23 protein-coding genes and 1 tRNA gene are annotated in these 25,281 nt (G+C 50.1%); 19 read left to right on the top strand and 5 right to left on the bottom strand.

What is annotated here, in order from left to right; all coding sequences use genetic code 11:
* Nucleotides 1–4: 4 nt before the first annotated feature.
* From rplT to Q7T66_RS11295, 11 genes are all read left to right on the top strand, one after another.
* On the top strand, nucleotides 5–364 hold the full coding sequence (rplT, locus tag Q7T66_RS11345; protein ID WP_112992505.1) for a 50S ribosomal protein L20: 360 nt from the start codon (nucleotides 5–7) through the stop codon (nucleotides 362–364).
* 142 nt (nucleotides 365–506) lie between these two features.
* Nucleotides 507–1,523: a phenylalanine--tRNA ligase subunit alpha gene (gene pheS, locus Q7T66_RS11340; protein WP_304933440.1), complete on the top strand. Its 1,017-nt coding sequence runs from the start codon at nucleotides 507–509 to the stop codon at nucleotides 1,521–1,523.
* A 78-nt stretch (nucleotides 1,524–1,601) separates the two neighbouring features.
* Nucleotides 1,602–4,031 (top strand): phenylalanine--tRNA ligase subunit beta, encoded by a 2,430-nt coding sequence (gene pheT, locus Q7T66_RS11335; protein WP_304933439.1) that lies wholly within the window; start codon nucleotides 1,602–1,604, stop codon nucleotides 4,029–4,031.
* Between the two features lie 80 nt (nucleotides 4,032–4,111).
* Nucleotides 4,112–4,525 (top strand): integration host factor subunit alpha, encoded by a 414-nt coding sequence (locus tag Q7T66_RS11330; protein WP_112992508.1) that lies wholly within the window; start codon nucleotides 4,112–4,114, stop codon nucleotides 4,523–4,525.
* A gap of 3 nt (nucleotides 4,526–4,528) precedes the next feature.
* On the top strand, nucleotides 4,529–4,918 hold the full coding sequence (locus Q7T66_RS11325; protein ID WP_304933438.1) for a MerR family transcriptional regulator: 390 nt from the start codon (nucleotides 4,529–4,531) through the stop codon (nucleotides 4,916–4,918).
* Nucleotides 4,919–4,998: 80 nt separating this feature from the next.
* A tRNA-Pro gene (locus tag Q7T66_RS11320) sits at nucleotides 4,999–5,075 on the top strand.
* A 135-nt stretch (nucleotides 5,076–5,210) separates the two neighbouring features.
* Complete coding sequence (locus Q7T66_RS11315) at nucleotides 5,211–5,543, top strand: SMR family transporter (RefSeq protein WP_304933437.1); 333 nt, start codon at nucleotides 5,211–5,213, stop codon at nucleotides 5,541–5,543.
* A 32-nt stretch (nucleotides 5,544–5,575) separates the two neighbouring features.
* Nucleotides 5,576–6,298: a molybdate ABC transporter substrate-binding protein gene (gene modA / locus Q7T66_RS11310; RefSeq protein ID WP_304933436.1), complete on the top strand. Its 723-nt coding sequence runs from the start codon at nucleotides 5,576–5,578 to the stop codon at nucleotides 6,296–6,298.
* A 125-nt stretch (nucleotides 6,299–6,423) separates the two neighbouring features.
* Complete coding sequence (locus Q7T66_RS11305) at nucleotides 6,424–6,888, top strand: nitrate reductase associated protein (protein WP_304933435.1); 465 nt, start codon at nucleotides 6,424–6,426, stop codon at nucleotides 6,886–6,888.
* Nucleotides 6,889–7,266: 378 nt separating this feature from the next.
* Entirely contained in the window at nucleotides 7,267–8,400 is a 1,134-nt protein-coding gene (locus Q7T66_RS11300; protein WP_304933434.1) for a M14-type cytosolic carboxypeptidase, read from the top strand.
* On the top strand, nucleotides 8,397–8,861 hold the full coding sequence (locus Q7T66_RS11295) for a CYTH domain-containing protein (RefSeq protein WP_304933433.1): 465 nt from the start codon (nucleotides 8,397–8,399) through the stop codon (nucleotides 8,859–8,861). The genes Q7T66_RS11300 and Q7T66_RS11295 overlap by 4 nt, the downstream gene beginning before the upstream one ends.
* Before the next feature lie 38 nt (nucleotides 8,862–8,899).
* On the opposite strand, the gene Q7T66_RS11290 is transcribed toward Q7T66_RS11295, so the two are convergent.
* From Q7T66_RS11290 to Q7T66_RS11270, 5 genes are all read right to left on the bottom strand, one after another.
* Nucleotides 8,900–10,150, bottom strand: a complete 1,251-nt coding sequence (locus tag Q7T66_RS11290) for a DUF2863 family protein (protein ID WP_304933432.1) — start codon at nucleotides 10,148–10,150, stop codon at nucleotides 8,900–8,902.
* A 231-nt stretch (nucleotides 10,151–10,381) separates the two neighbouring features.
* Nucleotides 10,382–13,117, bottom strand: coding sequence for an aconitate hydratase AcnA (gene acnA / locus Q7T66_RS11285; RefSeq protein WP_304933431.1), 2,736 nt, complete (start codon nucleotides 13,115–13,117; stop codon nucleotides 10,382–10,384).
* 104 nt (nucleotides 13,118–13,221) lie between these two features.
* Nucleotides 13,222–13,743, bottom strand: a complete 522-nt coding sequence (locus Q7T66_RS11280; protein ID WP_304933430.1) for a hypothetical protein — start codon at nucleotides 13,741–13,743, stop codon at nucleotides 13,222–13,224.
* 64 nt (nucleotides 13,744–13,807) lie between these two features.
* The gene (locus tag Q7T66_RS11275) at nucleotides 13,808–14,773 is read right to left on the bottom strand and encodes a CoA ester lyase (RefSeq protein ID WP_304933429.1); all 966 of its coding nucleotides are present in this window, start codon (nucleotides 14,771–14,773) and stop codon (nucleotides 13,808–13,810) included.
* Nucleotides 14,774–14,857: 84 nt separating this feature from the next.
* Entirely contained in the window at nucleotides 14,858–15,847 is a 990-nt protein-coding gene (locus Q7T66_RS11270) for a malate dehydrogenase (RefSeq protein WP_304933428.1), read from the bottom strand.
* A gap of 283 nt (nucleotides 15,848–16,130) precedes the next feature.
* On the opposite strand from Q7T66_RS11270, the gene Q7T66_RS11265 reads away from it, so the two are divergent.
* From Q7T66_RS11265 to Q7T66_RS11230, 8 genes are all read left to right on the top strand, one after another.
* The gene (locus Q7T66_RS11265; protein ID WP_304933427.1) at nucleotides 16,131–16,919 is read left to right on the top strand and encodes a GntR family transcriptional regulator; all 789 of its coding nucleotides are present in this window, start codon (nucleotides 16,131–16,133) and stop codon (nucleotides 16,917–16,919) included.
* 155 nt (nucleotides 16,920–17,074) lie between these two features.
* Nucleotides 17,075–17,485, top strand: a complete 411-nt coding sequence (gene sdhC, locus Q7T66_RS11260; RefSeq protein ID WP_304933426.1) for a succinate dehydrogenase, cytochrome b556 subunit — start codon at nucleotides 17,075–17,077, stop codon at nucleotides 17,483–17,485.
* A complete protein-coding gene (gene sdhD / locus Q7T66_RS11255) occupies nucleotides 17,485–17,850 on the top strand; it encodes a succinate dehydrogenase, hydrophobic membrane anchor protein (protein ID WP_304933425.1) in 366 nt (121 codons plus the stop codon). The genes sdhC and sdhD overlap by 1 nt, the downstream gene beginning before the upstream one ends.
* 1 nt (nucleotide 17,851) lies before the next feature.
* Nucleotides 17,852–19,630, top strand: coding sequence for a succinate dehydrogenase flavoprotein subunit (gene sdhA / locus Q7T66_RS11250; protein WP_304933424.1), 1,779 nt, complete (start codon nucleotides 17,852–17,854; stop codon nucleotides 19,628–19,630).
* 11 nt (nucleotides 19,631–19,641) lie between these two features.
* On the top strand, nucleotides 19,642–20,352 hold the full coding sequence (locus Q7T66_RS11245) for a succinate dehydrogenase iron-sulfur subunit (protein ID WP_304933423.1): 711 nt from the start codon (nucleotides 19,642–19,644) through the stop codon (nucleotides 20,350–20,352).
* A gap of 115 nt (nucleotides 20,353–20,467) precedes the next feature.
* Nucleotides 20,468–20,737 carry a succinate dehydrogenase assembly factor 2 gene (locus tag Q7T66_RS11240; RefSeq protein ID WP_304933422.1) on the top strand — a complete coding sequence of 90 codons (270 nt, stop codon included), beginning with the start codon at nucleotides 20,468–20,470 and terminating at the stop codon, nucleotides 20,735–20,737.
* A gap of 107 nt (nucleotides 20,738–20,844) precedes the next feature.
* Nucleotides 20,845–22,158, top strand: a complete 1,314-nt coding sequence (gene gltA / locus Q7T66_RS11235) for a citrate synthase (RefSeq protein ID WP_304933421.1) — start codon at nucleotides 20,845–20,847, stop codon at nucleotides 22,156–22,158.
* A gap of 242 nt (nucleotides 22,159–22,400) precedes the next feature.
* On the top strand, nucleotides 22,401–25,259 hold the full coding sequence (locus tag Q7T66_RS11230) for a 2-oxoglutarate dehydrogenase E1 component (protein WP_304933420.1): 2,859 nt from the start codon (nucleotides 22,401–22,403) through the stop codon (nucleotides 25,257–25,259).
* Nucleotides 25,260–25,281: the final 22 nt, after the last annotated feature.

Below are 25,281 nucleotides of genomic sequence, written 5' to 3'. Positions count from 1 at the left end.
AATCATGCCTAGAGTAAAACGTGGGGTCACAGCACGGGCCCGTCATAAAAAGATCCTCGACAAAGCCAAAGGCTATCGTGGTCGTCGCAGTAAGGTCTACCGTATTGCCAAGCAAGCAGTTATGCGCGCTGGTCAATATGCATACCGCGATCGTCGTAACAAGAAACGTGTTTTCCGCGCATTGTGGATCACCCGTATCAACGCAGCATCGCGTGAACATGGTCTGACATACAGCGTGTTCATGAACGGTCTGAAACGCGCATCTATCGAGCTGGACCGTAAAGTCCTGGCTGATATGGCTGTGATGGACAAACCAGCATTCGCGGCAATCGTGAATCAGGTGAAAACAACCATCGCTGCTTAAGTTGTGATCGTATGCACTGTCTTCGGACAGTGCAGCAATATCCGAGAGCGGGGCAGGGTTCATACCTATGTCCCGTTTTTATTTTTGCACGGCCTTTGGGCTTTCCTTTTCGGCTTCCTTGCTAAGGACGAAAACAAACCGCATGAATCCCCTAGAACAACTTGTAACGCAAGCCCAGACCGATTTCGTCGCCGCAGATGATGCCGCCGCGCTGGAAAACGCGAAAGCGAAATACCTCGGTAAAACGGGACAGATCACTGAACAGATGAAGAGCCTAGGCAAGCTCGCGCCGGATGAGCGCAAGACCCAGGGCGCTGTCATCAATTCCGCAAAAGAAAAGATCGAGGCTGCGCTGACAGCGCGTCGTGATGCTTTATCCAATGCACAGATGGAATCCCGCCTGAATGCGGAAGCCATCGACATCACTCTGCCTGGCCGTGGTCGCGGCACCGGTGGCATTCACCCTGTCATGCGTACATGGCAGCGCGTTGAAGAGATTTTCGGCTCGATTGGTTTCGACGTGGCCGATGGCCCCGAGATCGAAAACGACTGGACCAATTTCACTGCATTGAACAGCCCGGAGAATCATCCAGCGCGCTCGATGCAAGATACGTTTTACATCGAAGGCAACGATACGCAAGGTAAGCCTTTGCTGCTGCGTACGCATACCAGCCCGATGCAAGTGCGCTATGCACGCATGAACAAACCGCCTATCCGCGTGATCGCGCCGGGCCGTACCTACCGTGTGGATAGCGATGCAACGCATTCGCCTATGTTCCATCAGGTCGAAGGTTTGTGGATCGATGAAAACATCAGCTTCGCCGACTTGAAGGGCGTGTACCTCAATTTCGTCAAAGCATTTTTCGAAACTGACGATCTGCAAGTGCGCTTCCGTCCTTCGTATTTCCCATTCACAGAACCGTCGGCCGAGATCGATATCGCCTTCGGTAGCGGTCCGTTAAAAGGCCGCTGGCTCGAAGTATCCGGCGCCGGCCAAGTGCATCCGAACGTGATGCGCAATATGGGATTCGATCCAGAACAATTCATCGGTTTTGCGTTTGGCTCCGGCCTTGAACGCCTGACGATGCTGCGTTATGGCATCAATGATCTGCGCCTGTTCTACGAAGGCGATTTGCGTTTCCTGAAACAATTCAACTAGCAGTAACAAGGCAGGGCATGCTGAACAAGCGCGTGCTCTGATTTCTTTGTGGTGTCTGTGGCAAAAGGTTTTTAAATCATGCAATTTTCCGAAAGCTGGCTCCGTACGATGGTCGATCCGAACATGACGTCGGATGAATTGGCGCACATGTTGACGATGTCTGGTCTGGAAGTCGAAGAAGTCGAACCGGTCGCGCCGCCATTCTCGAATGTCGTAGTCGCTGAAGTGCGCGAAATCGCCAAGCACCCGAACGCCGATCGTTTGAATGTTTGTCAGGTTGATGCCGGTACCGGAACCTTGTTGAACATCGTCTGCGGTGCGCCGAATGTGCGGGCTGGCATGAAAGTCGTTTGCGCATTGGCTGGCGCGATATTGCCGCCTGGCGCAGATGGCAAACCTTTCGAAATCAAGGTCGGCGAATTGCGCGGTGTGGAATCGCAAGGCATGCTGTGCTCAGCAAAAGAATTGAAATTGTCGGATGAGCAGGGCGGCTTGATGGACTTGCCATCGGACGCGCCTATCGGCCAAAATTTCCGCGATTACTATCAGCTCAATGATTTGAAATTCACGATCAAGCTGACACCGAACAAGGCAGATTGCCTGTCGGTTCTCGGTGTCGCGCGTGAAGTGTCAGCTTTGACCGGCACGCCATTAAAAGCGCCGACTTATCAAGTAGTGGCAGCGACGATCAAAGATGTATTGCCGGTCATCATTTCCGCTCCGGATTTATGCGGACGTTTTTCCGGCCGCATCATACGCGGCTTGAATGCAAAAGCGAATACGCCGGATTGGATGAAGCAACGTTTGGAACGTAGCGGTCAACGTCCGATTTCCGCATTGGTTGATATTTCGAATTACGTCATGCTCGAGCTGGGTCGTCCTACCCACGTATTCGATCTGGACAAAATCCATGGCGGCTTGAATGTACGCTGGGGTAAAAAAGACGAATCGCTGAAGCTCTTGAACGGCAACACAGTTGCCGTCGACGAGTGGATAGGCGTGATCGCCGACGATCAGAAAATCGAATCGCTGGCCGGCATCATGGGCGGCGACGCAACCGCAGTCTCACTCGACACACAAGACATTTATCTGGAAGCCGCATTCTGGTATCCGAATGCAATCCAAGGCCGTGCACGTCGCTTCAATTTTTCGACGGATGCAGCGCATCGCTTTGAACGTGGTGTCGACTTTGCCACCACGGTTGAAAACATCGAACGCATCACCGCATTGATCGTTGAGATCTGCGGCCAAAAAGATAAAACTGCGGTTGGCCCGATCGACGACCATATCATCAACTTGCCAAAACGCGATCCTGTCAGCGTGCGCACCGTTCGCGCCGTCAAGGTCATCGGCGTGGCATTGACTGACGCGCAGATCGCCGATATCTTCACGCGTCTTGCGCTGCCATTTACGCAAAAAGACGGCGTGTTCTCGGTGACGCCGCCGTCGTATCGTTTCGATATTGAAATTGAAGAAGACCTGATCGAAGAGATCGCGCGCGTCTACGGCTTTGAGAATATTCCAGCCTTGCCGCCAGTCGCAGCGAATGCAATGCGCATTCGTCCTGAGAACACGCGTTCGTTGTTCACGATTCGTCGTCAACTGGCTGATTCCGACTATCAGGAAGTGGTCAATTTCAGCTTTGTCGAGCAAGCGTGGGAAGCCGACTTCGCCGGCAACACCAATCCAATCAAATTGCTGAATCCAATTGCAAGCCAGATGAGCGTGATGCGTTCATCGATGATCGGCAATTTGATCGCCAATGTGCGCTACAACCTGAACCGCAAGGTCAGCCGTATTCGCCTGTTTGAAATCGGTGCGGTGTATCTGCGCAATAACATCGAACAAGATGGTCCGCTGTCGGTTGCCGGTTACGACCAGCCTAAGCGCGTCGCTGCAATTGCCTACGGTCCTATCGTGGAAGAGCAGTGGGGCATGGATACACGCAACGTCGATTACTTTGACGTTAAAGCTGATCTGGAAGCCTTGTTTGCACCGAAGTCCCTGACCTTTGCGAAACTGGAACATCCGGCTTTGCATCCAGGTCGTTCCGCGAATATTCTGCTAGCCGGCAAAGTCGTTGGCTTTATCGGTGAGTTGCACCCACGTTGGCAGCAAAAATACGATTTACCTTTGGCACCCGTTTTATTCGAGGTTGATGCCAATGCTTTGCAGCAAGTCGATGTGCCTAGTTACAAGGAAATTTCGAAGTTCCCTGCGGTAACGCGCGACCTCGCTTTGGTGGTAAAACATGCGATTCCAACACAGGCGTTAATCGACGTTTTTGTTGCTGAAAAGCATGTAAATCCAATCTGCAATATTTTGCAAGTGGTTGTTTTATTTGATGAATATCGCGGCAAGGGATTGGAAGCAGACGAAAAAAGCCTTGCTTTCCGCTTCACCTTGCAAGATACTCAAGCTACCCTGCAAGATGATTTGGTCGACGCCGCAATGGCTGCATTTGTAGCCGCCGCCGGTACAAAACACAGCGCCAAATTACGTGCATAACCAGCTATATCTGAGCCAAGACTCAATCTGAGACCAAAGCTGATACGAAAGCATATAGCCCCGCAGTGAATATACCGAATATGAATGATGTGAATTCCGCTGAACTCCAATCCGTGTTGGCAGCCGACCTGAACCGCGCAATGCTGGAAGCGCAGGTTCGTTCGCAGGCGGAAAAGAATTTGCCGACACTGACCAAAGCTGAACTCGCTGAGCTGCTGTTTGAGCAAGTCGGCTTGAACAAGCGCGAAGCCAAAGATATGGTCGAGACCTTCTTTGATGAAATCCGTAACGCGTTGGAGCGTGGTGAAGCTGTAAAATTATCCGGTTTCGGTAACTTCCAATTGCGTGACAAGCCGCAACGTCCTGGCCGCAATCCAAAAACGGGCGAAGAAATTCCTATCACCGCGCGCCGCGTAGTCACTTTCCACGCCAGCCAAAAACTCAAAGGCATGGTCGATACGTCCAGCCAAGAATCGTTTGTCCACACAAGCTGATAGATGAACGAACGGATCAATAAACCTGAATTGGCGCCATTGCCGCCGATTCCAGCCAAACGTTACTTCACGATCGGTGAAGTCAGCGAACTGTGCGGCGTTAAACCACATGTGCTGCGCTATTGGGAACAGGAATTCACTCAACTGAAGCCTGTCAAACGGCGCGGCAACCGCCGCTATTATCAGCACCATGAAGTTCTGCTGATTCGCCGCATACGCGAACTGCTCTATGAACAAGGCTTCACGATCAGCGGCGCACGCAACAAACTCGACAGCCGTATTCTGGATGCGCGTGGTGATGACGACCTGCCAATGGATGGCGTCACAATCGATCCGAATGCCGTGCTGGCGATCCGTAATGAGCTGCTAGAAATTCTGACCCTGCTCAAGTAAATCCGGTTTTCCTAGGAGATGCTTTTCGGATCTTTGCATGACAAAAATACAGCTTTGCTCTGCTATAATTTTGCGCTAGTCGGGGCGTAGCGCAGCCTGGTAGCGTACTTGCATGGGGTGCAAGGGGTCGAGTGTTCGAATCACTCCGTCCCGACCAAATTAAATAAAGGGTTACAGCAAACTGGCTGCAACCCTTTTTTATTTTCAGGATTTACTTCTTCTTGATGAAGTTCATTCTGTCGGCTGAATAAGCGCATACGCAATTTTATTTGAGTAAGAAAAGGCCTTAGAAATGAATATCTACATCACTCTTGGTCTTGCCATCCTCTTCGAAGTTGTCGCGACGAGCTGCTTGAAAGCGTCTGATGGCTTCACTCGTCTATGGCCTAGTGTCGTAACGGTCATTGGCTACGCAGCATCTTTCTATTTCCTTTCGGTCGCGTTAAAGACTATCCCGACTGGCATTGCTTATGCAATCTGGTCAGGTGTCGGCGTCGTGCTAATTTCATTGATAGGCTGGATCGTTTTCAAGCAAGCGCTGGATGCCGCCGCGATTCTCGGCATGGTGCTTATTGTTGCGGGCGTGCTTGTGATTAATTTGTTTTCCAAGGTTGGCGCGCATTGAGCTCTTCGCAAGCACAAGGATCGCCTTTGTCTATGGATAAAACATCTTCATTGATCGTTGCGGCCGGTAGTTTACGTACCGCAATGGATGAAATTATTCAGGCTTATCATGCACAGGGTGGAATCGTATTTGATGCGAAGTACGGTCCGTCTGGCAAGTTGCGGCAAGAGATAGAGGCGGGTGAAAAAGTCGATGTATTCGCATCAGCTTCAACCGAGCATACACAAGCGTTAGCGCGACAAATGTTGCTAGGACCTTCATTGGTATTCACGCACAACGAGCTTTGCGTTATCGCGAGGCCTGAGCTGAATTTGAGTACGGAGAATATGCTGGACGTCTTGAGTGATACGTCTGTGCGAGTGGCGACTTCTACGCCGGTGAATGACCCTATGGGCGATTACACTTGGCAGTTCTTCAAAAATGCTGACAAGTCGCATGCTGGTTTTTATCAAGCGCTGAATGCAAAGGCGCATAAGTTGTCCGGTTTCAGTGTGTCGACTGCGGATGAAAAGCTGCCTTACATTACGGCTTTTGAAGACGACAAGGCTGATGCCTACATTATGTATTGCACCAATGCCTTGATTACAAAAAAGGCTTTGCCTCACTTGAATTTGGCGCGTATCGCTGACGATATCAATGTGCGCAGTGATTATGGGATTGCCGCTGATTTGCATTCGAATACCGGGAAAGATTTTGTGCGTTTTATAATGGAAGAACAGGCGCAGAATATTTTGAAAAAACATGGTTTCGACTGACACATACTTTTGCAATATCGTCGATCGCATATTGATTGCCTATAAAAATTTAATTATCTGTTCAGCTAGAAAAAAATGAATACAAGCAGGATGAGTAGCTATTTTCTTTGTGATTGCGTTTAATCATGCAAGGACTTTTTGAGTTTGAGCAGGATGGCCGTTATCCTTTGCGTCGTATTCCGATGATCATGCGTTTCAATCTGGATGCGTGCGGAATCAGAATTTCACTGACTGCGTGGATAACCTTAAGCCGCGATGAGCGCGAAGAATTGGTTGTCATGCCGTGCGAATCAGAATCTGACAAAGAACTGTATCGCACACGTATTGCCGCAATGCTGGCACAGCATGCTGATAACCCGGATGCAGCGATCGAGTTGGTGGAGATAGAGGCCGCGCCAGCATGGAAGAACAGCGCAACTTTGCCGCGAAACATGATTGAGTCTCTGCAAGAGCTTGGACTACCTTTACCAGATCTTGCGCAATGGGCTGCATTGAATGATCTACAACGATTTGCGCTGATCAAGCTGACGCGCTCAGGTCACAAGAACGCCAATCTTTTGCCTGCTATGAAAGAATTCGGTTTGATTTAAATCTTTTATTATTCGAAAATTTATGTGTTGCCGGACTTCCGCTTGTCCTACATCGCGTTAAGCGCTAGTCCGATATCGGTGATGTGAAATGATCTATAAGATTCACTTCAATCATTACCGGAGCCGGCGGTTCGAAAATATACCGGCACCAATTTCTTGTAATGCATCTCAGCATTACATTCTCGGCACTCCTTCAATACCATGTTTGTTCTAAGCAGCAGATCAACGCTGACAAGGAAAAAATTCTCACTCATTTTTTCTCTCCGCATTGCAAGTTCCCAAGCTGTATTAAAAGCGTGCAACAAGCACGTTGCTGCAGGCTTACTTCGATTTACGTTATCCTGTAGCCAATGATCAGCTTCATCTCCTGGATAAATAATGTCTATTAAAATCAGTTCCCATTTCGATGCGGGTGCGATCGATATCGTGCGTGCAGAAACCGCACAGACTATCGAACTCAAACTGCGTAAAGATACGCATGTGGATATCGCGCAATGGTTTTACTTTCGTTTGCAGGGCGCGCGTGGCGAACGCTGCACGATGCGATTCTTGAACGCCGGGGACGCTACCTATCCAGATGGCTGGAAAGATTATCAAGCGGTCGCCAGCTACGATCGCAAGAACTGGTTTCGCGTGCCGACGGCTTTCGATGGCAGTGTGATGACGATTTCGCATACGCCGCAATTCGACAGCGTCTACTACGCCTACTTTGAACCGTATTCATGGGAACGTCATCTTGACTTGCTCGGCCGTGCGCAAGCGTCGTCGCTGGCACGTGTAGAGGATCTCGGTTCTACGGTGGATGGACGTGATTTGAATGTGGTGGTGGTCGGTGATCCTAGTGCGCGTAAAAAAATCTGGGTGATCGCACGCCAACATCCCGGTGAAGCGATGGCTGAATGGTTTGCGGAAGGGATGGTCGATGCATTGCTGGATGTGGCAAATCCAATTGTACAAAAGCTGTTGAAGCATGCCGTCTTTTACATCGTGCCGAATATGAATCCTGACGGTGCGGTCAATGGCAACTTGCGCACCAATGCCGCAGGGGCCAATCTGAATCGTGAATGGATGACGCCGACATTGGAAAACAGCCCGGAAGTTTTTCATGTGAAGAATAAAATTCATGAAACCGGCTGTGATCTGTTTTTGGATATTCACGGCGATGAAGGTTTGCCTTATGTCTTCTTGGCTGGCAGCGAAATGCTGGAAGGATTTACGCAACAGCAGGCTGACGAGCAGCAGGCATTCATCACGCAATTTCAGCGTGCCAGTGAGGATTTTCAAACGGAATTCGGTTACGGCAGTGGAAAATATCGTGAAGAGATGCTGAAGCTGGCATCCAAATATATCGGCCATACCTTCAAATGCGTATCGCTGACGCTGGAAATGCCGTTCAAGGACAATGCCCGTTCCCCGAATCCCAAAGTAGGTTGGAACGGCGCACGTAGCGCGCAACTGGGCAAAGAGATATTGCAGCCGATTCTGCATAACGTAGAGCGCGGTGCACGATGAGTGTCGAGATTGAACGAAAATTCCTGGTGCGTGGATCAGGATGGAAAACCTTGGGGCAGGGCGTCGCCATCCGTCAGGGATATCTTTCGACGAATCCAGATCGCGTTGTGCGCGTGCGTATCGAAGATAACGAGGCGACACTGACAATCAAGGGTCGTACCAATGGCATCACGCGTGGTGAGTGGGAATATGCAATTCCTCTTGCGGAAGCCGATCAATTATTGAATGACTTATGCGAACGGCCTTTGATAGAAAAGACGCGCACACGTATTCTGTACGAAGGTATGACGTGGGAAGTCGATGAGTTCTTTGGCGACAATCTAGGCCTGGTCGTGGCAGAAATTGAATTGGAAAACGAAGAACAAGCGTTCTCCAAACCAGACTGGATCGCAGAAGAAGTGACGGACGACGCGCGTTACTTCAACGCGAACTTGTTACGTAATCCGTTCTCTGACTGGTGAGAAATATACGGCGCAGCACACGCTGCGCCTGCGGCGGTTTAATGCAAGTGAGTTGAACCTACTGGCGCGTCTTCTGGCATTTCCGCATGGGTCAATTCTGCATCCATATCCGGGAACAATGGCGAACCACAATCATCACAAAATTCCATCGCAAATAATTCGGTATGGCGCTTCACGTTTGTGACGCCACATTCCTCCAGTAGCGCGAGGATTTCTTCTATTGGTGATTTGCGTTCTACATCGGCAGAAATGACCGGGTCGATAGGAACATCAAGTTCGCGGTACTGCAATTCTTCTTCATCTTCCTGCCCGTACAGTGGCCACACGATGCCGTAAATCACATCCAGGTTTTCTGCCAATGCAAAGCTGACGCGATATTCATCGACGCGCGAGTCGGCAGATTCTTCGCCAAAGCTGCCGATGATTGCTTGAAGTTCGTTCGGCTCAACATCCAGTGTATAGGTCAAATAATGCACGGCAGCGCGTATAGAGGCAGGGCGAATTTGTTTGTCGCCTTCGCGGCATGCGACGAAATAAGCTTCTGGCAATAACAGTTCGATACCGCAACCCGGCAGCAAGCGGGTGATGTTAGGCATCGCTTGCGTATTCCATTGCGACAAAGCTTCATCGCGCTCAAGCATATTGGCCGATGCTTGCCAGCGAAATAATGGTTCATGTTCCGCAGCAGTAACCACCGCCAATAGATAACGCGTATCCGCAAGGAAGGGCGCTGTTTCTGGCGGCGGAGTAATTTGTTTCAATGGACTGCCCTTCAACGCAGCTTGTCCCATCCGTTGCGTGAGTGCGAAAGTTTCTGCATGGCTGCGTGGCAACTGATCGATGGAAAAAAGATTCGGTGCCATCGTCATTTTTGCATCTGGAGCCAGTACATGCGCCTGCAAATGTGCAGACAAAGTCAGCACCATATCGGCGGAAATCGGGCCTGAGGCAATCGAAAATCGCGTCCATGCAAGGATGGGCAGGGCGATCAGTAGCGCGTCGTATGTCACGCCATCCTGTTCGATCTGGCACGATTCGCTGGCGGCTTCTGCGCATTCCATCAAGGCGTCGTAAGCGGCTGATTCCAGTTTGAACAAGTGGTCCAACGCAGCATCGACAACGTCTTGATGATTGCTCTTTAGCAGCTTGCGCAGCAGCATATCCAGCTGACGTTCCCAGTTGCGTTCTTCCAGCCGACTGGCTGCTTGAATGATTGCTTGTGCGAGCGTAGCCAATCGCTGACTGTCGGCAGACAGTTTATGGTTTGTATTTTTTGATGGACGACGCATGAAGGAATAATCTGAAGAAGGCGATGGAATTTGTATTGTAGTGGATTACGTGCGTCACAAACGCCTGCATCTAATTTAGATCGTGATGCTTTGATTCGCTGGTTTGCTGACAGTGCTGTTGTATGCGATGCTATTTTGTTCGGCGACAAATAAAAAAGCCACATGCATTTGCATGTGGCTTTTTGTTGCAACTGACTTTGCGTAGTTGGCTTTACAGCTATGCGACTGACATTAAGCTGCCAGTAATTGACGCAGAACGAAAGGCAGAATGCCGCCGTGTTTGTAATAGTCAACTTCGATAGGTGTATCGATACGCAACAGAACTTTGACGTCTTGCGATTGACCGTTTGCACGGTGAATCACCAGAGTCAATTCTTGTTGCGGGCGCAATTCGCCTTCAAGACCTTTCAGGTCGAAAGTTTCTGCGCCGGTGATGCCCAATGTCGTGACGCTGTCATCGCCGAGGAACTGCAAAGGCAATACGCCCATGCCGACCAGATTGGAGCGATGGATACGTTCGTACGAGCGTGTAATCACTGCTTTAACGCCCAACAATTGCGTACCTTTTGCTGCCCAATCGCGCGACGAACCAGTACCGTATTCTTCGCCGGCAAATACCATGGTTGGCGTGCCTTCAGCGACATAGCGCATGGCTGCGTCGTAGATCGACATTTCTTCGCCAGTAGGCTGGAAGCGTGTGATGCCGCCTTCTACGCGTGAACCGTCCGGTTTGACCGGGATCATCAAATTCTTGATACGCACGTTGGCGAAGGTGCCGCGCATCATGATTTCGTGATTGCCGCGACGTGAACCGTAGGAATTGAAATCCGCTTTCAACACGCCTTTTGCAGCGAGCCATTTACCGGCTGGGCTGCTGTCCTTGATCGAACCTGCAGGCGAAATATGATCAGTTGTGATCGAGTCACCAAACACGCCGAGTGCGCGCGCGCCTGTGATGCCGGTAGCTGCTGCCTTCGGTACCATCGTGAAGTCATCGAAGAATGGTGGTTCTGCAATGTAGGTCGAGGTTGGCCAGTTGTAGACTTGACCTTCTGCCACGCCCTTGATGCCTTCCCATAATTTGCCCGGTGCAGTTTTGACTTGCGCGTAGTTGTCTTTGAAGACTTTGGCGTTCATCGCAAACTTCATCAACTTGGAAACTTCTTGCGAAGTTGGCCAGATGTCGCCCAGATAAACGTCACGTATTTTGCCGTCGGCGCCTTTGCCGCGACCGACTGGTTCCGTCATCAAGTCGCGCGTCATGTTGCCAGCGATTGCATATGCAACGACCAATGGTGGCGATGCGAGGAAGTTGGAGCGAATGTTCGGGTGAATACGCGCTTCAAAGTTACGGTTGCCCGACAACACAGCCGAAGCAACGATGTCGTTTTGCACAATCGCTTCATTCATTGCTGGCGTCAAATCGCCGGCGTTACCAATACAGGTTGTGCAACCATAAGCGGTGACGCCGAAGCCAAGTTTTTCCAGGTATGGCAGCAGGCCGGCAGCTTGCAGGTATTCAGTTACGACACGTGAGCCAGGCGCGAGCGAAGTCTTGATGTGTGGTGACACTTTCAAGCCAGCTTCAACAGCTTTCTTCGCCAGCAAACCGGCAGTCAGCAACACGCTTGGGTTCGATGTGTTGGTGCATGAGGTGATCGCGGCAATCAGTACGTCGCCGTTTTTAACTTTGACGCCATCGCTATTGGTGTAGGTCGCATCCAGATCTTCAGCTTTTTTATTGAAGCCGTTTTCCGCCGTTGGTTTGGCAAACAGTTCCGCAAAGTTGGCTTTGACGTTGCCGATTTCAATCCGATCTTGTGGACGTTTCGGGCCCGCCAATGAAGGTGCGACAGAACCTAGATCGAGTGCGACTACGTTGGTGTAATCGATCTCTCCAGATTTTGGAATGCCGTACAAACCTTGCGCTTTGAAGTAGTTTTCAAATGCATCGATTTCTGCTTTGGTACGGCCTGTACCTTTGAAGTAATCGATGGTTGCGTCGTCGACAGGGAAGAAGCCCATCGTTGCGCCGTATTCCGGAGCCATGTTGGCGATTGTGGCGCGGTCGGTCAACGATAAAGACTCTGTGCCTTCGCCGAAAAATTCGACAAACTTGCCGACGACTTTTTCTTTGCGCAGCAATTCGGTGATGGTGAGTACCAGATCGGTCGCTGTGCAGCCTTCACGCAACTTGCCGGTCAAGTTCACGCCGACGACGTCAGGTGTCAGGAAATAAACTGGTTGGCCCAACATGCCAGCTTCGGCTTCAATCCCGCCTACGCCCCAACCAACGACGCCGATACCGTTAATCATGGTGGTGTGCGAATCGGTGCCGACCAATGTGTCAGGGTAATAGACTTCGTTTTTGCCATCCTTGCGTTTGTGTACGCCGCGCGCAAGGTATTCCAGATTGACTTGATGTACGATCCCGAAGCCTGGTGGCACGACGCCGAAAGTGTCGAATGCCTGCATGCCCCATTTCATGAACTGATAGCGCTCGTTATTGCGCTGAAATTCCAGTTTCATGTTGAGGTCGAGTGCGTTCTTTTGACGGAAATGATCGATCTGGATCGAGTGATCGACGACCAGATCAACTGGAACCAGTGGCTCGATATTTTTTGGGTCCTTGCCCATTTTTTTCGCAACACCACGCATCGCGGCCAGATCGGCCAGCAATGGCACGCCGGTGAAATCCTGCAATACAACGCGTGCCACGACGAAAGGAATTTCATCGGTGCGGGCAGCGGTTGGCAACCAGTTCGCCAGTTGGTGAATATGTTCTTCGGTTACTTTTTTGCCGTCGCAATTGCGCAGTACTGATTCCAGCACGATGCGAATCGAAATCGGCAAGCGGGAAACATTCACGCCGAGTTTTTTACCCAATGCAGGCAACGAATAAAACGTGCCTTTTTTTGAGCCTGAAATATTGAATTCTTTAAGTGTATTCAATGTGTTGCGCGACATGATATTTCTCCTTGATACAAAATAACCGATACGAAAATTACTGAATGCACGACGCTGTCACTGCGATGCTACGTTTCATTTATGACAGCATCGTTTTTAACTGTTTAACTTTTTGTTTTAGCGGCGAATGCTTTGGTTTGTTCTGGATCTCTGCATTCGTTAGCCAGTTGCTGGCCTTTTCTGGAGTCGAGCAACATGGCTTTGGTTGGAATGTTGATCCATACCAGACCTGCTTTGCGATTTTCAAAACGATTGGCGCCGGTGCTGGTGCCGATTCTGCGCAGACGATGCACTTTATCTTTCCAACGGATCGCCATGTATTTGTCATCGCCGACGTTGGAATAAGTTGTAATCTTGTTGCCGAGTTCGCAATTGAAATTCGTAACGGTCGAGCCTTCGATATTGGCTTCACCCAGATCTTCGTCGTCATCATTGCTGCCAGCAGCGGAACCTGCGGCACCTGCAGCTACCGGCGCCGCTTTTTCTTCAACAGCTTTTTTGCTGGTTTTCTTTACCGGTTTTTTTGCTGCTTCTTTCTTGGGAGCGGCATTGGTCGATTGTGCAAAAGCAGGATTAATCATCGATGACATACCGGCCAACAGTAAAACGTAGAGCAGTTTCTTCATTCCAAATCTCCAATAAATTTTGTTAATGCGTTTGCAGCCTGATGGTTTGCAAACGAACAGGTATTCATAAAATAGTGTTGGCCGGGGCTGGTAAAGCTAAGCCACTGGCTTGTGCGCGTTGCAGTATCGTCCAGTAATAACGGTAGCTGGCGCGATCATGCAATTTGCCATTGTGCTGGATTGGGCCCCATTGCGTGGCTTGCGCTTGTGACAGGATCGCAGCGGCTTCGTTCACTTCAGAAAGCTGTGGTGCAAATGCCGCCAGAATTGGTTTGATCTGACTCGGATGTATACTCCACATCCGTGTATAAGCAAACTCGCTAGCGGCGTGCTGCGCATCGCTGGTAACCACCGAAGTGTCATTGATTTCTGTTGTGACGTTATGCGATGGTGTCTTGCCGTGTGCATGACAGGCTGCAGCAATTTCCAGCTTGGCGCGCGCCAATAATGGATGCTCAAATTGTCCTGGCGAACGCATTGCGCTGCCTGGAATCGCACCGTAATGCGAGGATACAAAATCCATGATGCCGAACGATAGACATTCGACTTGTGGCAGGGCGGCGATTGCGTAAGCATCTTTCAATGCGCCATGCGTTTCGATCAAAACATGTACTGGCAAATTGGTACGACCATTTGCGTGGCGGTTGATCAGGCTGATCGCGTTCTCTACATCGGCGACACTATCAACTTTTGGCACGACTAGATAAGCCAACCGTTGTGCGGCGTGCTGCAGGATGATTTTTATATCTGATTCGAAAAATTCGCTGGTGACATCATGTACACGAGCACCGATACGGCCGAACAGATTTTCTTCGCCGGCAATCAAGCTGCCGATTAAATGCGCGTGCGCTTGTTCATTGCCATGTGCTGCACCATCTTCGCAATCGAAAGTGATATCGAACACAGGCCCGAGTTCTTTTTGCAGTGCTAACGACTTGCGCATCAGTTTTTCTGAGCCTGCATAGTGATCGCAGACCGGAATGGAAACCGGTGGCAAAGTGCCTTGAAAGAGAACTTCTGAAGGGTGCATGAATGGTGAGTAATGTGCGCTGGCTAAATGGCTGGCTGCAGGGAAGGGCAAACGACCCCGTCGGTCATTTGCCCATGGCGAAAATTAAGCCAGAAGGTGTTTGACGCCTTCACGTTCTTCCGTCAATTCTTTCAAGGTCAGATTGATGCGTTCTTGAGAGAATGCATCGATTTCCAAACCTTGAACGATTTTGTACTCGCCATTTTCGGTAGTCACTGGGAAACCGAACATGGTGTCTTTCGGAATGCCGTATGAACCATCCGATGGAATGCCCATCGTGACCCATTTGCCATTGGTGCCGAGTACCCAATCACGTACGTGATCGATTGCTGCATTGGCTGCCGACGCTGCCGATGAGACGCCACGAGCTTCGATGATAGCGGTACCGCGTTTGGCGACTGTAGGCAAGAAGGTGTCTTTATTCCATGCGTCGTCGTTGATGCTTTCTTTTACCGATTTGCCATCGATGGTAGCGAAGCGATAGTCAGCGTACATGGTTGGCGAGTGATTGCCCCAGACTGCGAGTTTTTCTATCGATGCAACTGGTTTGCCGGTCTTCGCTGCGATTTGCGACAAGGCACGGTTGTGATCCAGACGCAGCATGGCGGTGAAGTTTTTCGCTGGCAGGCTTGGTGCCGATTTCATTGCGATATAAGCGTTGGTATTGGCCGGATTACCGACGACCAAAACTTTGACGTTGCGCGATGCAACTGCATCCAGCGCTTTGCCTTGTACCGTGAAAATCTGTGCATTCGCTTCCAGCAAATCTTTGCGTTCCATACCTGCGCTACGTGGGCGCGCACCGACCAGCAATGCGACGTCAGCGTCCTTGAATGCGGTCATTGGATCGCTGTGGGCAGATACGCCTGCCAGCAATGGGAAGGCGCAATCGTCGATTTCCATGATCACGCCTTTGAGGGCGTTTTGTGCTTTTTCGTTATCGATTTCCAGCAGTTGCAAAATGACCGGTTGGTCTTTGCCGAGCAAATCGCCGTTAGCGATGCGGAATAACAGGGAATAACCGATCTGACCGGCGGCGCCGGTAACGGCAACACGCATAGGGGCTTTAGCCATGTTGAATCTCCAAGGGTATGATGAAATCGAAATTGGGTATTGGGAAAGTATTCCGCGTGGCGCAATAATACAGTTGAATACCTTTTAAGTCAGCGTGGCTATCCACAAGCGAATCATGGATTTTGCGGTTGCCTGAATAAACGGACTCGCGCAAAATGATGCATTCGGAAGTTTAGACTTCCGATATTGCTCTGTCAATATGTATCTTATGTCTTATATAAGACATGTTAATTTTAATCTTTTGCTGGACGGCACTGCTGGTTTTGTGGTGAAATCCACATCCATGAGCTCAGCCCATTCCTCGTCGAACAGTAATCCGGCACATCCAGCACCTGGCGGACAGTCTGCGGGATCTTCGCCGACTTTCAGTCCGCTGTATCAGCAAATCAAGGCATTAATCACGCAAAGTCTGCAATCTGGCGAATGGCGTCCAGGCGAGTTGATCCCTAGCGAAATCGAATTGGCTAACCGCTTTAAAGTTAGCCAAGGCACGGTGCGCAAAGCGATTGATGAGCTTTCCGCAGAAAACCTGGTGGTACGGCGACAAGGTAAGGGAACATTTGTTGCGACGCATCATGAAGCGCGCGCGCAGTTCCGTTTCTTACGTTTGAAGCCCGATGTCGGCGACGCACAATACCCAGATAACAAAATTGTAGAAGCCAAACGCTTGCGGGCGCCGGCGGATATCGCACGTCAGTTGGATATTAAAACCGGTGACTCGGTTTATTTCATAAAACGCATACAGACTTTTGGCGAAGCGCCTACGATTTTGGAAGAACTATGGTTGCCGGGTGCGATTTTCAAAGGCTTGTCGGTCGAGCGTGTGCTGGAATACAAAGGTCCCATGTACGCCTTGCTGGAAACCGAGTTTGGTATACAAATGATTCGCGCGGTTGAAAATATCCGCGCTGTAGTTTCGGATGAAAGCGCATCAACTTTATTGGCGGTGAAATTGAATACGCCATTGTTGAGCGTGAATCGCGTTTCGTTTACGTACGGAGATAAAGCGGTCGAAGTACGACGTTCTTTGTACGTGACAAATAATCATCACTATCAAAATGAATTGAGTTGAGCATGAAGTGCGATGTGCTCACATGCATGTTATTTGTCAAACAGGCAAGCAGATGAAAAATATTCAGCAGGATTTAAATAAGCAAGATTTATTTTGGTGCAGCACACCAAAATCGGTGAAAATTACATGTTCATCTCGTTTGGGAAAGTCACGCCATGTCTGATTCACTCAAAACCAGTAAGCCGGAATTCCGCAATATTCATATTACGGACATCGCGCGCTACCGTTTGCCGCTGGCCGGGATACTGTCGATTTTGCATAGAGCCAGTGGCGCCTTGATGTTTGTGTTGTTGCCATTCATCTTGCTGCTGCTCGATAAAAGTCTGATGTCTGAAATTTCTTTCGAATATTTCAAGGGTGTCGTTTCTCACTGGTTTGTCAAACTCATCATTCTCGCGCTGTGCTGGGCTTACATGCACCATTTATGCGCGGGTATTCGCCATCTGTTTATGGATATCCATTTCGGATTGAATAAAGAACAAGCGAAAAAATCTGCGGCAGTTGTGTTGGCAATCAGCTTGCCATTAACCGCGCTGGTCGCGCTCAAACTGTTTGGAGTGTTCTGATGCCAAAAGATAATATCGGCCCGCATCGCCTGGTCGTCGGTGCGCATTACGGTTTCAAGGATTGGCTGGCACAGCGTGTGACCGCGATCATCATGATCGCGTACACGCTGGTTTTGCTGGTTGCATTTCTGGTTGCCAGCGATTTTAGTTACGAAGGTTGGGCTTCACTGTTTGCGCAGCAATGGTTCAAGATGTTTACTTTCGTCGCCTTCCTCGCGCTGTTTTATCACGCCTGGGTTGGTATGCGTGATATCTGGATGGATTACATCAAACCGGTTTCTATACGCCTCGCATTGCAGGTCGCCACGATCGTGTGGCTAGTCGCTTGTGCCGGATGGGCGGCACAGATTCTCTGGAGAGCGTAACGTGGCAGCACTCAAAACAAGCATTCCTACACGCCATTTTGACGCCATCATCATCGGTGCCGGCGGCTCTGGTATGCGTGCATCGTTGCAACTTGCAGAAGCTGGCTTGAACGTTGCAGTCTTATCCAAAGTATTCCCAACGCGTTCGCACACAGTCGCTGCTCAAGGCGGTATTGGTGCATCGCTAGGCAATATGGCGGAAGACAATTGGTACTGGCATATGTTCGATACCATCAAAGGTTCGGACTATCTAGGCGACCAGGATGCGATCGAATTCATGTGTCGCGAAGCGCCGAAAGTTGTCTACGAGCTGGAACATTTCGGTATGCCTTTCGACCGTAATTCAGACGGCACAATTTATCAGCGGCCGTTTGGTGGACACACTGCCAATTTCGGTGAAAAACCGGTGCAACGCGCTTGCGCGGCAGCCGACCGTACCGGCCATGCCTTGTTGCATACCCTGTATCAGCGCAACGTTCGCGCCCGTACTCACTTTTTCGTTGAATGGATGGCCATCGATCTGATGCGCGATGCTGAAGGCGATGTCATCGGCGTGGTAGCACTGGAAATGGAAACCGGCAACGTCATGATGCTGGAAGCCAAAACCACGATGTTTGCTACAGGCGGCGCGGGCCGTATCTGGGCTGCATCGACCAATGCTTTCATCAATACCGGCGATGGCATGGGCATGGCGGCGCGCGCCGGCTTGCCTTTGGAAGACATGGAATTCTGGCAGTTCCATCCGACCGGCGTCGCTGGTGCTGGCGTGTTGATTACTGAGGGCGTGCGCGGTGAGGGTGGCATTCTGGTGAATAGCCAGGGCGAACGTTTCATGGAACGTTACGCGCCGACTTTGAAAGATCTGGCGCCGCGCGATTTTGTTTCGCGTTCGATGGATCAGGAAATCAAGGAAGGTCGCGGTTGCGGGCCAAACAAAGATCACGTGATGCTGGATTTGCGTCACATCGGCGCAGAAACAATTCAAAAACGTTTGCCATCGATTCTGGAAATCGCACATAAATTTGCCAACGTTGATGCGACACGCGAGCCGATTCCAGTCGTGCCAACTATCCATTATCAAATGGGTGGCATTCCAACCAATATTCACGGGCAGGTAGTTGAGCCTAAGAACGGCAATCCGAATCACGTCGTGAATGGTTTGTACGCCATCGGCGAATGCGCTTGCGTATCGGTGCACGGCGCGAATCGTCTCGGTACCAATTCATTGCTCGATCTGATCGTGTTCGGCCGCGCGGCTGGTAATCACATTGTTCAAAGTAATTTGAAACAACGTCAGCACAAACCATTGCCAGCCGATGCCGCCGATCTGGCGTTGTCACGTTTGGCACATCTGGAAAATAGCACCGGTGGCGAACGCGTGCAGGATGTCGCCAACGATATTCGCGCAACGATGCAGCAGTATTGCGGCGTGTTCCGTACCGATGATTTGCTGCAAACCGGCTACAAGAAAATCATGGAACTGGACGAGCGCCGCAAGCACGTGTCGTTCAAGGATAAATCCAAGGTGTTCAACACCGCGCGTATCGAAGCGCTCGAACTTGATAACTTGATTGAAACAGCCAAAGCCACCATCACTTCAGCAGCCGCGCGCAAGGAATCACGCGGAGCGCATGCTCATCGCGATTTCGAAAAGCGTGACGATGAAAATTGGCTGAAACATACATTGTTTTATTCCGAAGGCAATCGCCTCGACTACAAGCCGGTGGTAATGAAGCCGCTGACGGTCGATACCTTCAAGCCTAAACCACGTACTTTCTAAAAGGTCAGAACATGGCACGGACGCTCAGACTTCAGATTTACCGCTATGATCCTGACAAGGATGCAAAACCGTACATGCAGGATGTGACGGTGGAATTGCAGGCGAATGACAAAATGTTGTTGGACGCTTTGCAGCGTATCAAGGCCGATGTTGATGATTCCTTGGCGCTGCGTCGCTCATGCCGTGAAGGTGTGTGCGGTTCGGATGCGATGAATATCAATGGCAAAAACGGCTTGGCTTGCACGACCAATTTGAACGAATTGACAGAGCCGATTGTGCTGCGTCCTTTGCCTGGTTTGCCAGTGATCCGCGACTTGATCGTGGACATGACGCAATTCTTCAAACAATACGATTCGATCAAGCCGTATCTGATTAACGATACAATCCCGCCTGAGAAAGAACGTTTGCAGTCGCCAGCAGAGCGCGAAGAACTTGATGGCCTGTACGAATGCATCTTGTGCGCATGCTGCTCGACTTCATGCCCGTCGTTCTGGTGGAATCCTGATAAATTTGTTGGTCCGGCAGGTCTGTTACAAGCCTACCGCTTCATCGCAGATACGCGCGATCATGCAACCGGCGAACGGCTGGATAATCTGGAAGATCCATACCGATTGTTCAGATGTCATACAATCATGAATTGCGTGGATGTTTGCCCTAAAGGTTTAAACCCAACCCGCGCAATCGGAAAAATCAAGGAATTGATGGTACGGCGGGCAGTTTAGTGTTCGCGCAGTGGCGAATCGGATGATTTTCCACATTGTTTCTTCCTCGGTCGTTGACTGAGTAGTGCCCGCAAAAATGACGTGGAAAAGCGTTAAACAGATTGAGTGAAACGCTATGTCGATTACCCATCAAGCTGATCCCGTAAAGCGTGCACGCCTGAGATGGCGCGGCCGCCGCGGCTTGCTTGAAAATGATTTGCTGCTGACGCGCTTTCTCGATCAGCATGAAGAAACGCTGACAGATCAAGAAGTGGAAGCTTTTTCGATATTGCTGGAATTGCCCGATAACGATTTACTGAATTTGCTGTTGGCACGCAATGAACCACAGGACGAGGCCGATGTGCCTCATGTTCATGCGCTGCTGACAAGATTGCGCGCTATCTGATTGAGGCTGAAGATTGAAGCTAAATCTTGCGTGCATCAATAAAGATTTTTTAATTTAGCGATTTATTCTTAAGTCGACTACCCCCTTGTTATTTAGAAGGAAGAGCCATGCCACAATCTCAATCTGACACCAAAGCCACACTGTCGTTTTCTGACGGTTCGCCATCAGTGGAGTTCCCTATCTATAAGGGCTCCATCGGTCCTGACGTGATTGATATTCGCAAGCTCTACGGCGCCAGCGGAAAATTCACCTACGATCCAGGCTTTATGTCGACCGCTGCATGTAACTCGACTATTACCTATATCGACGGTGACAAAGGTGAGTTGCTTTATCGCGGCTACCCAATTGAACAACTTGCGGTTAAATGTGACTTCTTGGAAACCTGCTATTTGCTGATGAAGGGTGAGTTGCCAACCGTAGCGCAGAAAAAAGAATTTGTTACTACGGTGACGCGTCATACGATGTTGCATGAACAGATGCAATTTTTCTTCCGCGGCTTCCGTCGCGATGCGCATCCTATGTCAGTCCTGGTCGGAACCGTTGGTGCACTTTCATCGTTTTATCATGACTCGCTTGATATCAGCGATGCTCATCATCGCGAAGTATCGGCAATTCGTCTGATCGCCAAGATGCCTACTTTGGTCGCGATGTCTTACAAGTATTCGGTTGGTCAGCCTTTCGTCTACCCACGTAATGACTTGTCGTACAGCGCCAACTTCATGCACATGATGTTCTCTACGCCTAGCGAAGAGTACAAAATTAATGAAGTTCTGGTACGTGCGCTTGATCGTATTTTGATCCTGCATGCAGACCACGAACAAAATGCGTCAACATCGACCGTTCGTTTGTCCGGTTCGTCGGGTGCAAATCCATTCGCATGTATCGCAGCAGGTATTGCGTGTCTGTGGGGACCTGCTCATGGCGGCGCGAATGAAGCAGCCTTGAATATGCTGAAAGAAATTGGTTCGGTTGACAAGATTCCCGAGTTCCTTGAAAAAGTTAAGGACAAAAACTCAGGCGTCAAGTTGATGGGCTTTGGTCATCGTGTTTACAAGAACTTTGATCCGCGTGCCAAGTTGATGCGTGAAACCTGCCATGAAGTACTCGAAGAATTAGGCTTGCATGACGACCCATTGTTCAAGTTGGCAATGGCTTTGGAAAAAATCGCATTGGAAGACGAATACTTCGTTTCACGCAAACTGTATCCAAACGTTGACTTCTATTCAGGCATTGTTCAATCCGCCTTGGGGATTCCGGTTTCGATGTTTACAGGTATTTTCGCGATGGCACGTACGGTAGGTTGGGTTGCACAATGGAACGAAATGATTTCCGATCCAGAGCAAAAAATCGGTCGTCCACGTCAATTGTTCATCGGCGAAAAAGCGCGTGATGTACCAGATATGGAAAAGCGTCCAGGCTGATTTGAATAGTCGCGGTACAGAGCAAAAAACGAGTTTGATGATTCGTTTTTTGCAGATTTGTTTTATGTTATTCTCGTTTGAAATATCAAGTTTTACATTATCAATTTCAGTAGTCGAATACAGCTAGCGAATAAAAAGTCCTTCCCCACAACTTGATGTGCAATCCGCCAAACGGTCAGGCCGTGCCGCGGAAGGTTAAATTAACCCGCTAATCTCGCGAAACGCGAAGAAAGGTGAGCAAGATGATGCAACAAAGTCTATCCAACTCTTATCTGTTTGGAGGCAATGCGCCGTACGTTGAAGAACTGTACGAAGCGTACTTGGACAATCCCGGATCCGTACCAGACAACTGGCGCGCATATTTCGATGCCATGCAGCATGTGCCTGCCGTCGATGGATCCAGCAAGCCTGACGTGGCGCATGCCTCGGTCATTGCGTCCTTTGCCGAACGAGCCAAACATGGTCCCATTCGTACCGTTACGGCTTCAGAAGACGTCGAGATGGGACGCAAGCGCGTCGCTGTCACGCAACTGATCGCTGCTTATCGCGTACTCGGTAATAACTGGGCAAATCTCGATCCGCTGCAACGACAGGAACGTCCATCGATTCCGCAATTGGAACCAGCTTTTTATGGTTTCACCGATGCGGATATGGACATCGTGTTCAACATCAGCAATACCCATTTCGGTACCGAAACAGCGTCGCTGCGTGATTTGCTGAATGCCTTGCGCGATACATACTGTCGCTCGATCGGGCCTGAGTTCATGTACATCAGCGATCCTGCGCAAAAGCTGTGGCTGCAAGAACGCTTTGAATCGATACGTTCCACACCAACTTTTTCCAGCGAAAAGAAGAAAGACATTCTTGATCGTCTGACCGCGGCCGAAGGTTTGGAACGCTATCTGCACACCAAGTACGTCGGCCAAAAGCGGTTTTCACTCGAAGGTAGTGAAAGCTTTATCGCGGCTCTTGATGAAGTCATCCAGCGCGGTGGTGAAAAAGGCGTGCAGGAAATCGTGATCGGTATGGCGCATCGCGGTCGTTTGAATGTGCTGGTCAACATTCTCGGCAAAATGCCGCAGGAATTGTTTGCCGAATTCGAAGGTCGCCACGCTGAAGATTTGCCTTCCGGCGACGTCAAATACCATCAAGGTTTTTCATCCGATATCAGCACACAAGGCGGTCCGGTTCACTTGTCGCTAGCCTTTAATCCTTCGCATCTGGAGATCGTTAATCCAGTGGTGGAAGGTTCGGTACGAGCGCGTATTGAACGCCGTGGTCAAAATGATCCATCGCAACAAGTGCTGCCTATCCTGATTCACGGCGATGCTGCTTTTGCTGGTCAGGGCGTCATCATGGAAACCTTGAATCTGGCACAAACGCGTGGGTATGGCACAGGCGGTACCGTGCACATCATCATCAATAATCAGATCGGCTTTACGACCTCGGATCCGCGCGATTCACGTTCGACTCTGTATTGCACAGACGTGTCGAAAATGATTGAGGCGCCGGTGATTCACGTCAATGGCGATGATCCTGAGGCGGTGGTTTTCGCTGCACAGATCGCGCTGGATTATCGTCTTGAGTTCCGCAAAGACATCGTGGTCGATATCGTCTGCTATCGCAAACTGGGTCACAACGAACAGGATACGCCGGCGCTGACACAACCTTTGATGTACAAGAAAATTGGCCAGTTGTCCGGTACACGCAAGCTGTATGCCGACAAATTGCTGACGCAAGGAACGATCGCGGAAGATGAAGCCGACGAGATGGTCAAGGCGTATCGCGATGCGATGGATGCCGGCAAGCATACGATTGATCCGGTTATCTCCAACTTCAAAAGCAAGTACGCAGTTGACTGGACGCCGTTCCTGAATCGCAAATGGACCGACGCTGCGGATACCGCAATTCCGATGACGGAATTGAAGCGATTGTCGCAACGCATCACCGTGATTCCGGAAGGATTCAAGGTTCATCCTCTGGTGGAAAAAGTATTGAATGATCGCGCGACGATGGGCCGTGGCGAAATGAATCTGGATTGGGGTATGGGCGAGCATTTGGCGTATGCGTCATTGGTTGCTTCCGGATATGCCGTTCGCTTGACCGGTCAAGATGCAGGTCGAGGTACCTTCGTACATCGCCACGCAATCTTGCATGATCAAAATCGCGAGCGTTGGGATGCGGGTACGTATTGCCCATTGCAAAACGTCTCTGATCAGCAAGCCTGGTTCCGTGTCATCGACTCAGTCTTGTCGGAAGAAGCAGTGCTTGCGTATGAATACGGCTACTCGACTGCAGAGCCAAATACCTTGGTGATCTGGGAAGCGCAGTTCGGCGATTTCGTCAACGGTGCACAAGTCGTTATCGATCAGTTCATCAGTTCCGGCGAAGTGAAGTGGGGCCGTGCATCAGGGTTGGTAATGATGCTGCCGCATGGTTATGAAGGGCAGGGACCAGAGCATTCTTCCGCACGTCCTGAACGCTTCCTGCAATTGTGCGCAGACAACAATATGCAAGTGGTACAACCGACTACTGCGGCGCAAATTTTCCATTTGCTGCGTCGTCAGATGATCCGCAAGTTCCGCAAACCTTTGGTGATCTTGACGCCAAAATCCTTGTTGCGAAACAAGGATGCCGGCTCACCGTTGGAAGAGCTTGCCAAAGGCTCATTCCAAACCGTGATCGGTGAAGTTGATACGACCATCGATGCGAAAAAAGTGAAACGCATCATTGCTTGCTCCGGCCGTGTGTATTACGACTTGGTCGCTGCACGCAAGGAACGCGCGCAAAACGATGTCGCCATCATTCGCGTCGAGCAGTTGTATCCGTTCCCGCACAAGGCATTTACGGCCGAGCTCAAAAAATATCCGAACGCAGTTGATTTGGTTTGGACGCAGGATGAGCCGCAAAATCAGGGTGCATGGTTCCAGATTCAGCACAACATTCTTGAAAACCTAGCTGATGGGCAAAAGCTGGCTTACGCAGGTCGTCCTGCCAGTGCATCACCGGCCGTGGGGTATTACGATAAGCATTACGCGCAACAAAAGGCGCTGATAGAAACAGCATTCAGCAAGTTAAAAGGTTTTATCCAAACTAAATAATGACCCTGCGACATTCCAGAGG

The organism is Herminiimonas sp. (assembly GCF_030655415.1).
The sequence above is the reverse complement of the archived record's forward strand: the minus strand, read 5'-3'. Positions and strand labels throughout refer to the sequence as shown.

Bases quoted from the DNA above. Each gene is read 5' to 3' on its own strand.
- rplT (WP_112992505.1), top strand. From the start codon at position 5: ATGCCTAGAGTAAAACGTGGGGTCACAGCACGGGCCCGTCATAAAAAG.
- pheS (WP_304933440.1), top strand. From the start codon at position 507: ATGAATCCCCTAGAACAACTTGTAACGCAAGCCCAGACCGATTTCGTC.
- pheT (WP_304933439.1), top strand. From the start codon at position 1,602: ATGCAATTTTCCGAAAGCTGGCTCCGTACGATGGTCGATCCGAACATG.
- Q7T66_RS11330 (WP_112992508.1), top strand. From the start codon at position 4,112: ATGAATGATGTGAATTCCGCTGAACTCCAATCCGTGTTGGCAGCCGAC.
- Q7T66_RS11325 (WP_304933438.1), top strand. From the start codon at position 4,529: ATGAACGAACGGATCAATAAACCTGAATTGGCGCCATTGCCGCCGATT.
- Q7T66_RS11315 (WP_304933437.1), top strand. From the start codon at position 5,211: ATGAATATCTACATCACTCTTGGTCTTGCCATCCTCTTCGAAGTTGTC.
- modA (WP_304933436.1), top strand. From the start codon at position 5,576: ATGGATAAAACATCTTCATTGATCGTTGCGGCCGGTAGTTTACGTACC.
- Q7T66_RS11305 (WP_304933435.1), top strand. From the start codon at position 6,424: ATGCAAGGACTTTTTGAGTTTGAGCAGGATGGCCGTTATCCTTTGCGT.
- Q7T66_RS11300 (WP_304933434.1), top strand. From the start codon at position 7,267: ATGTCTATTAAAATCAGTTCCCATTTCGATGCGGGTGCGATCGATATC.
- Q7T66_RS11295 (WP_304933433.1), top strand. From the start codon at position 8,397: ATGAGTGTCGAGATTGAACGAAAATTCCTGGTGCGTGGATCAGGATGG.
- Q7T66_RS11290 (WP_304933432.1), bottom strand. From the start codon at position 10,150: ATGCGTCGTCCATCAAAAAATACAAACCATAAACTGTCTGCCGACAGT.
- acnA (WP_304933431.1), bottom strand. From the start codon at position 13,117: ATGTCGCGCAACACATTGAATACACTTAAAGAATTCAATATTTCAGGC.
- Q7T66_RS11280 (WP_304933430.1), bottom strand. From the start codon at position 13,743: ATGAAGAAACTGCTCTACGTTTTACTGTTGGCCGGTATGTCATCGATG.
- Q7T66_RS11275 (WP_304933429.1), bottom strand. From the start codon at position 14,773: ATGCACCCTTCAGAAGTTCTCTTTCAAGGCACTTTGCCACCGGTTTCC.
- Q7T66_RS11270 (WP_304933428.1), bottom strand. From the start codon at position 15,847: ATGGCTAAAGCCCCTATGCGTGTTGCCGTTACCGGCGCCGCCGGTCAG.
- Q7T66_RS11265 (WP_304933427.1), top strand. From the start codon at position 16,131: ATGAGCTCAGCCCATTCCTCGTCGAACAGTAATCCGGCACATCCAGCA.
- sdhC (WP_304933426.1), top strand. From the start codon at position 17,075: ATGTCTGATTCACTCAAAACCAGTAAGCCGGAATTCCGCAATATTCAT.
- sdhD (WP_304933425.1), top strand. From the start codon at position 17,485: ATGCCAAAAGATAATATCGGCCCGCATCGCCTGGTCGTCGGTGCGCAT.
- Q7T66_RS11245 (WP_304933423.1), top strand. From the start codon at position 19,642: ATGGCACGGACGCTCAGACTTCAGATTTACCGCTATGATCCTGACAAG.
- Q7T66_RS11240 (WP_304933422.1), top strand. From the start codon at position 20,468: ATGTCGATTACCCATCAAGCTGATCCCGTAAAGCGTGCACGCCTGAGA.
- gltA (WP_304933421.1), top strand. From the start codon at position 20,845: ATGCCACAATCTCAATCTGACACCAAAGCCACACTGTCGTTTTCTGAC.
- Q7T66_RS11230 (WP_304933420.1), top strand. From the start codon at position 22,401: ATGATGCAACAAAGTCTATCCAACTCTTATCTGTTTGGAGGCAATGCG.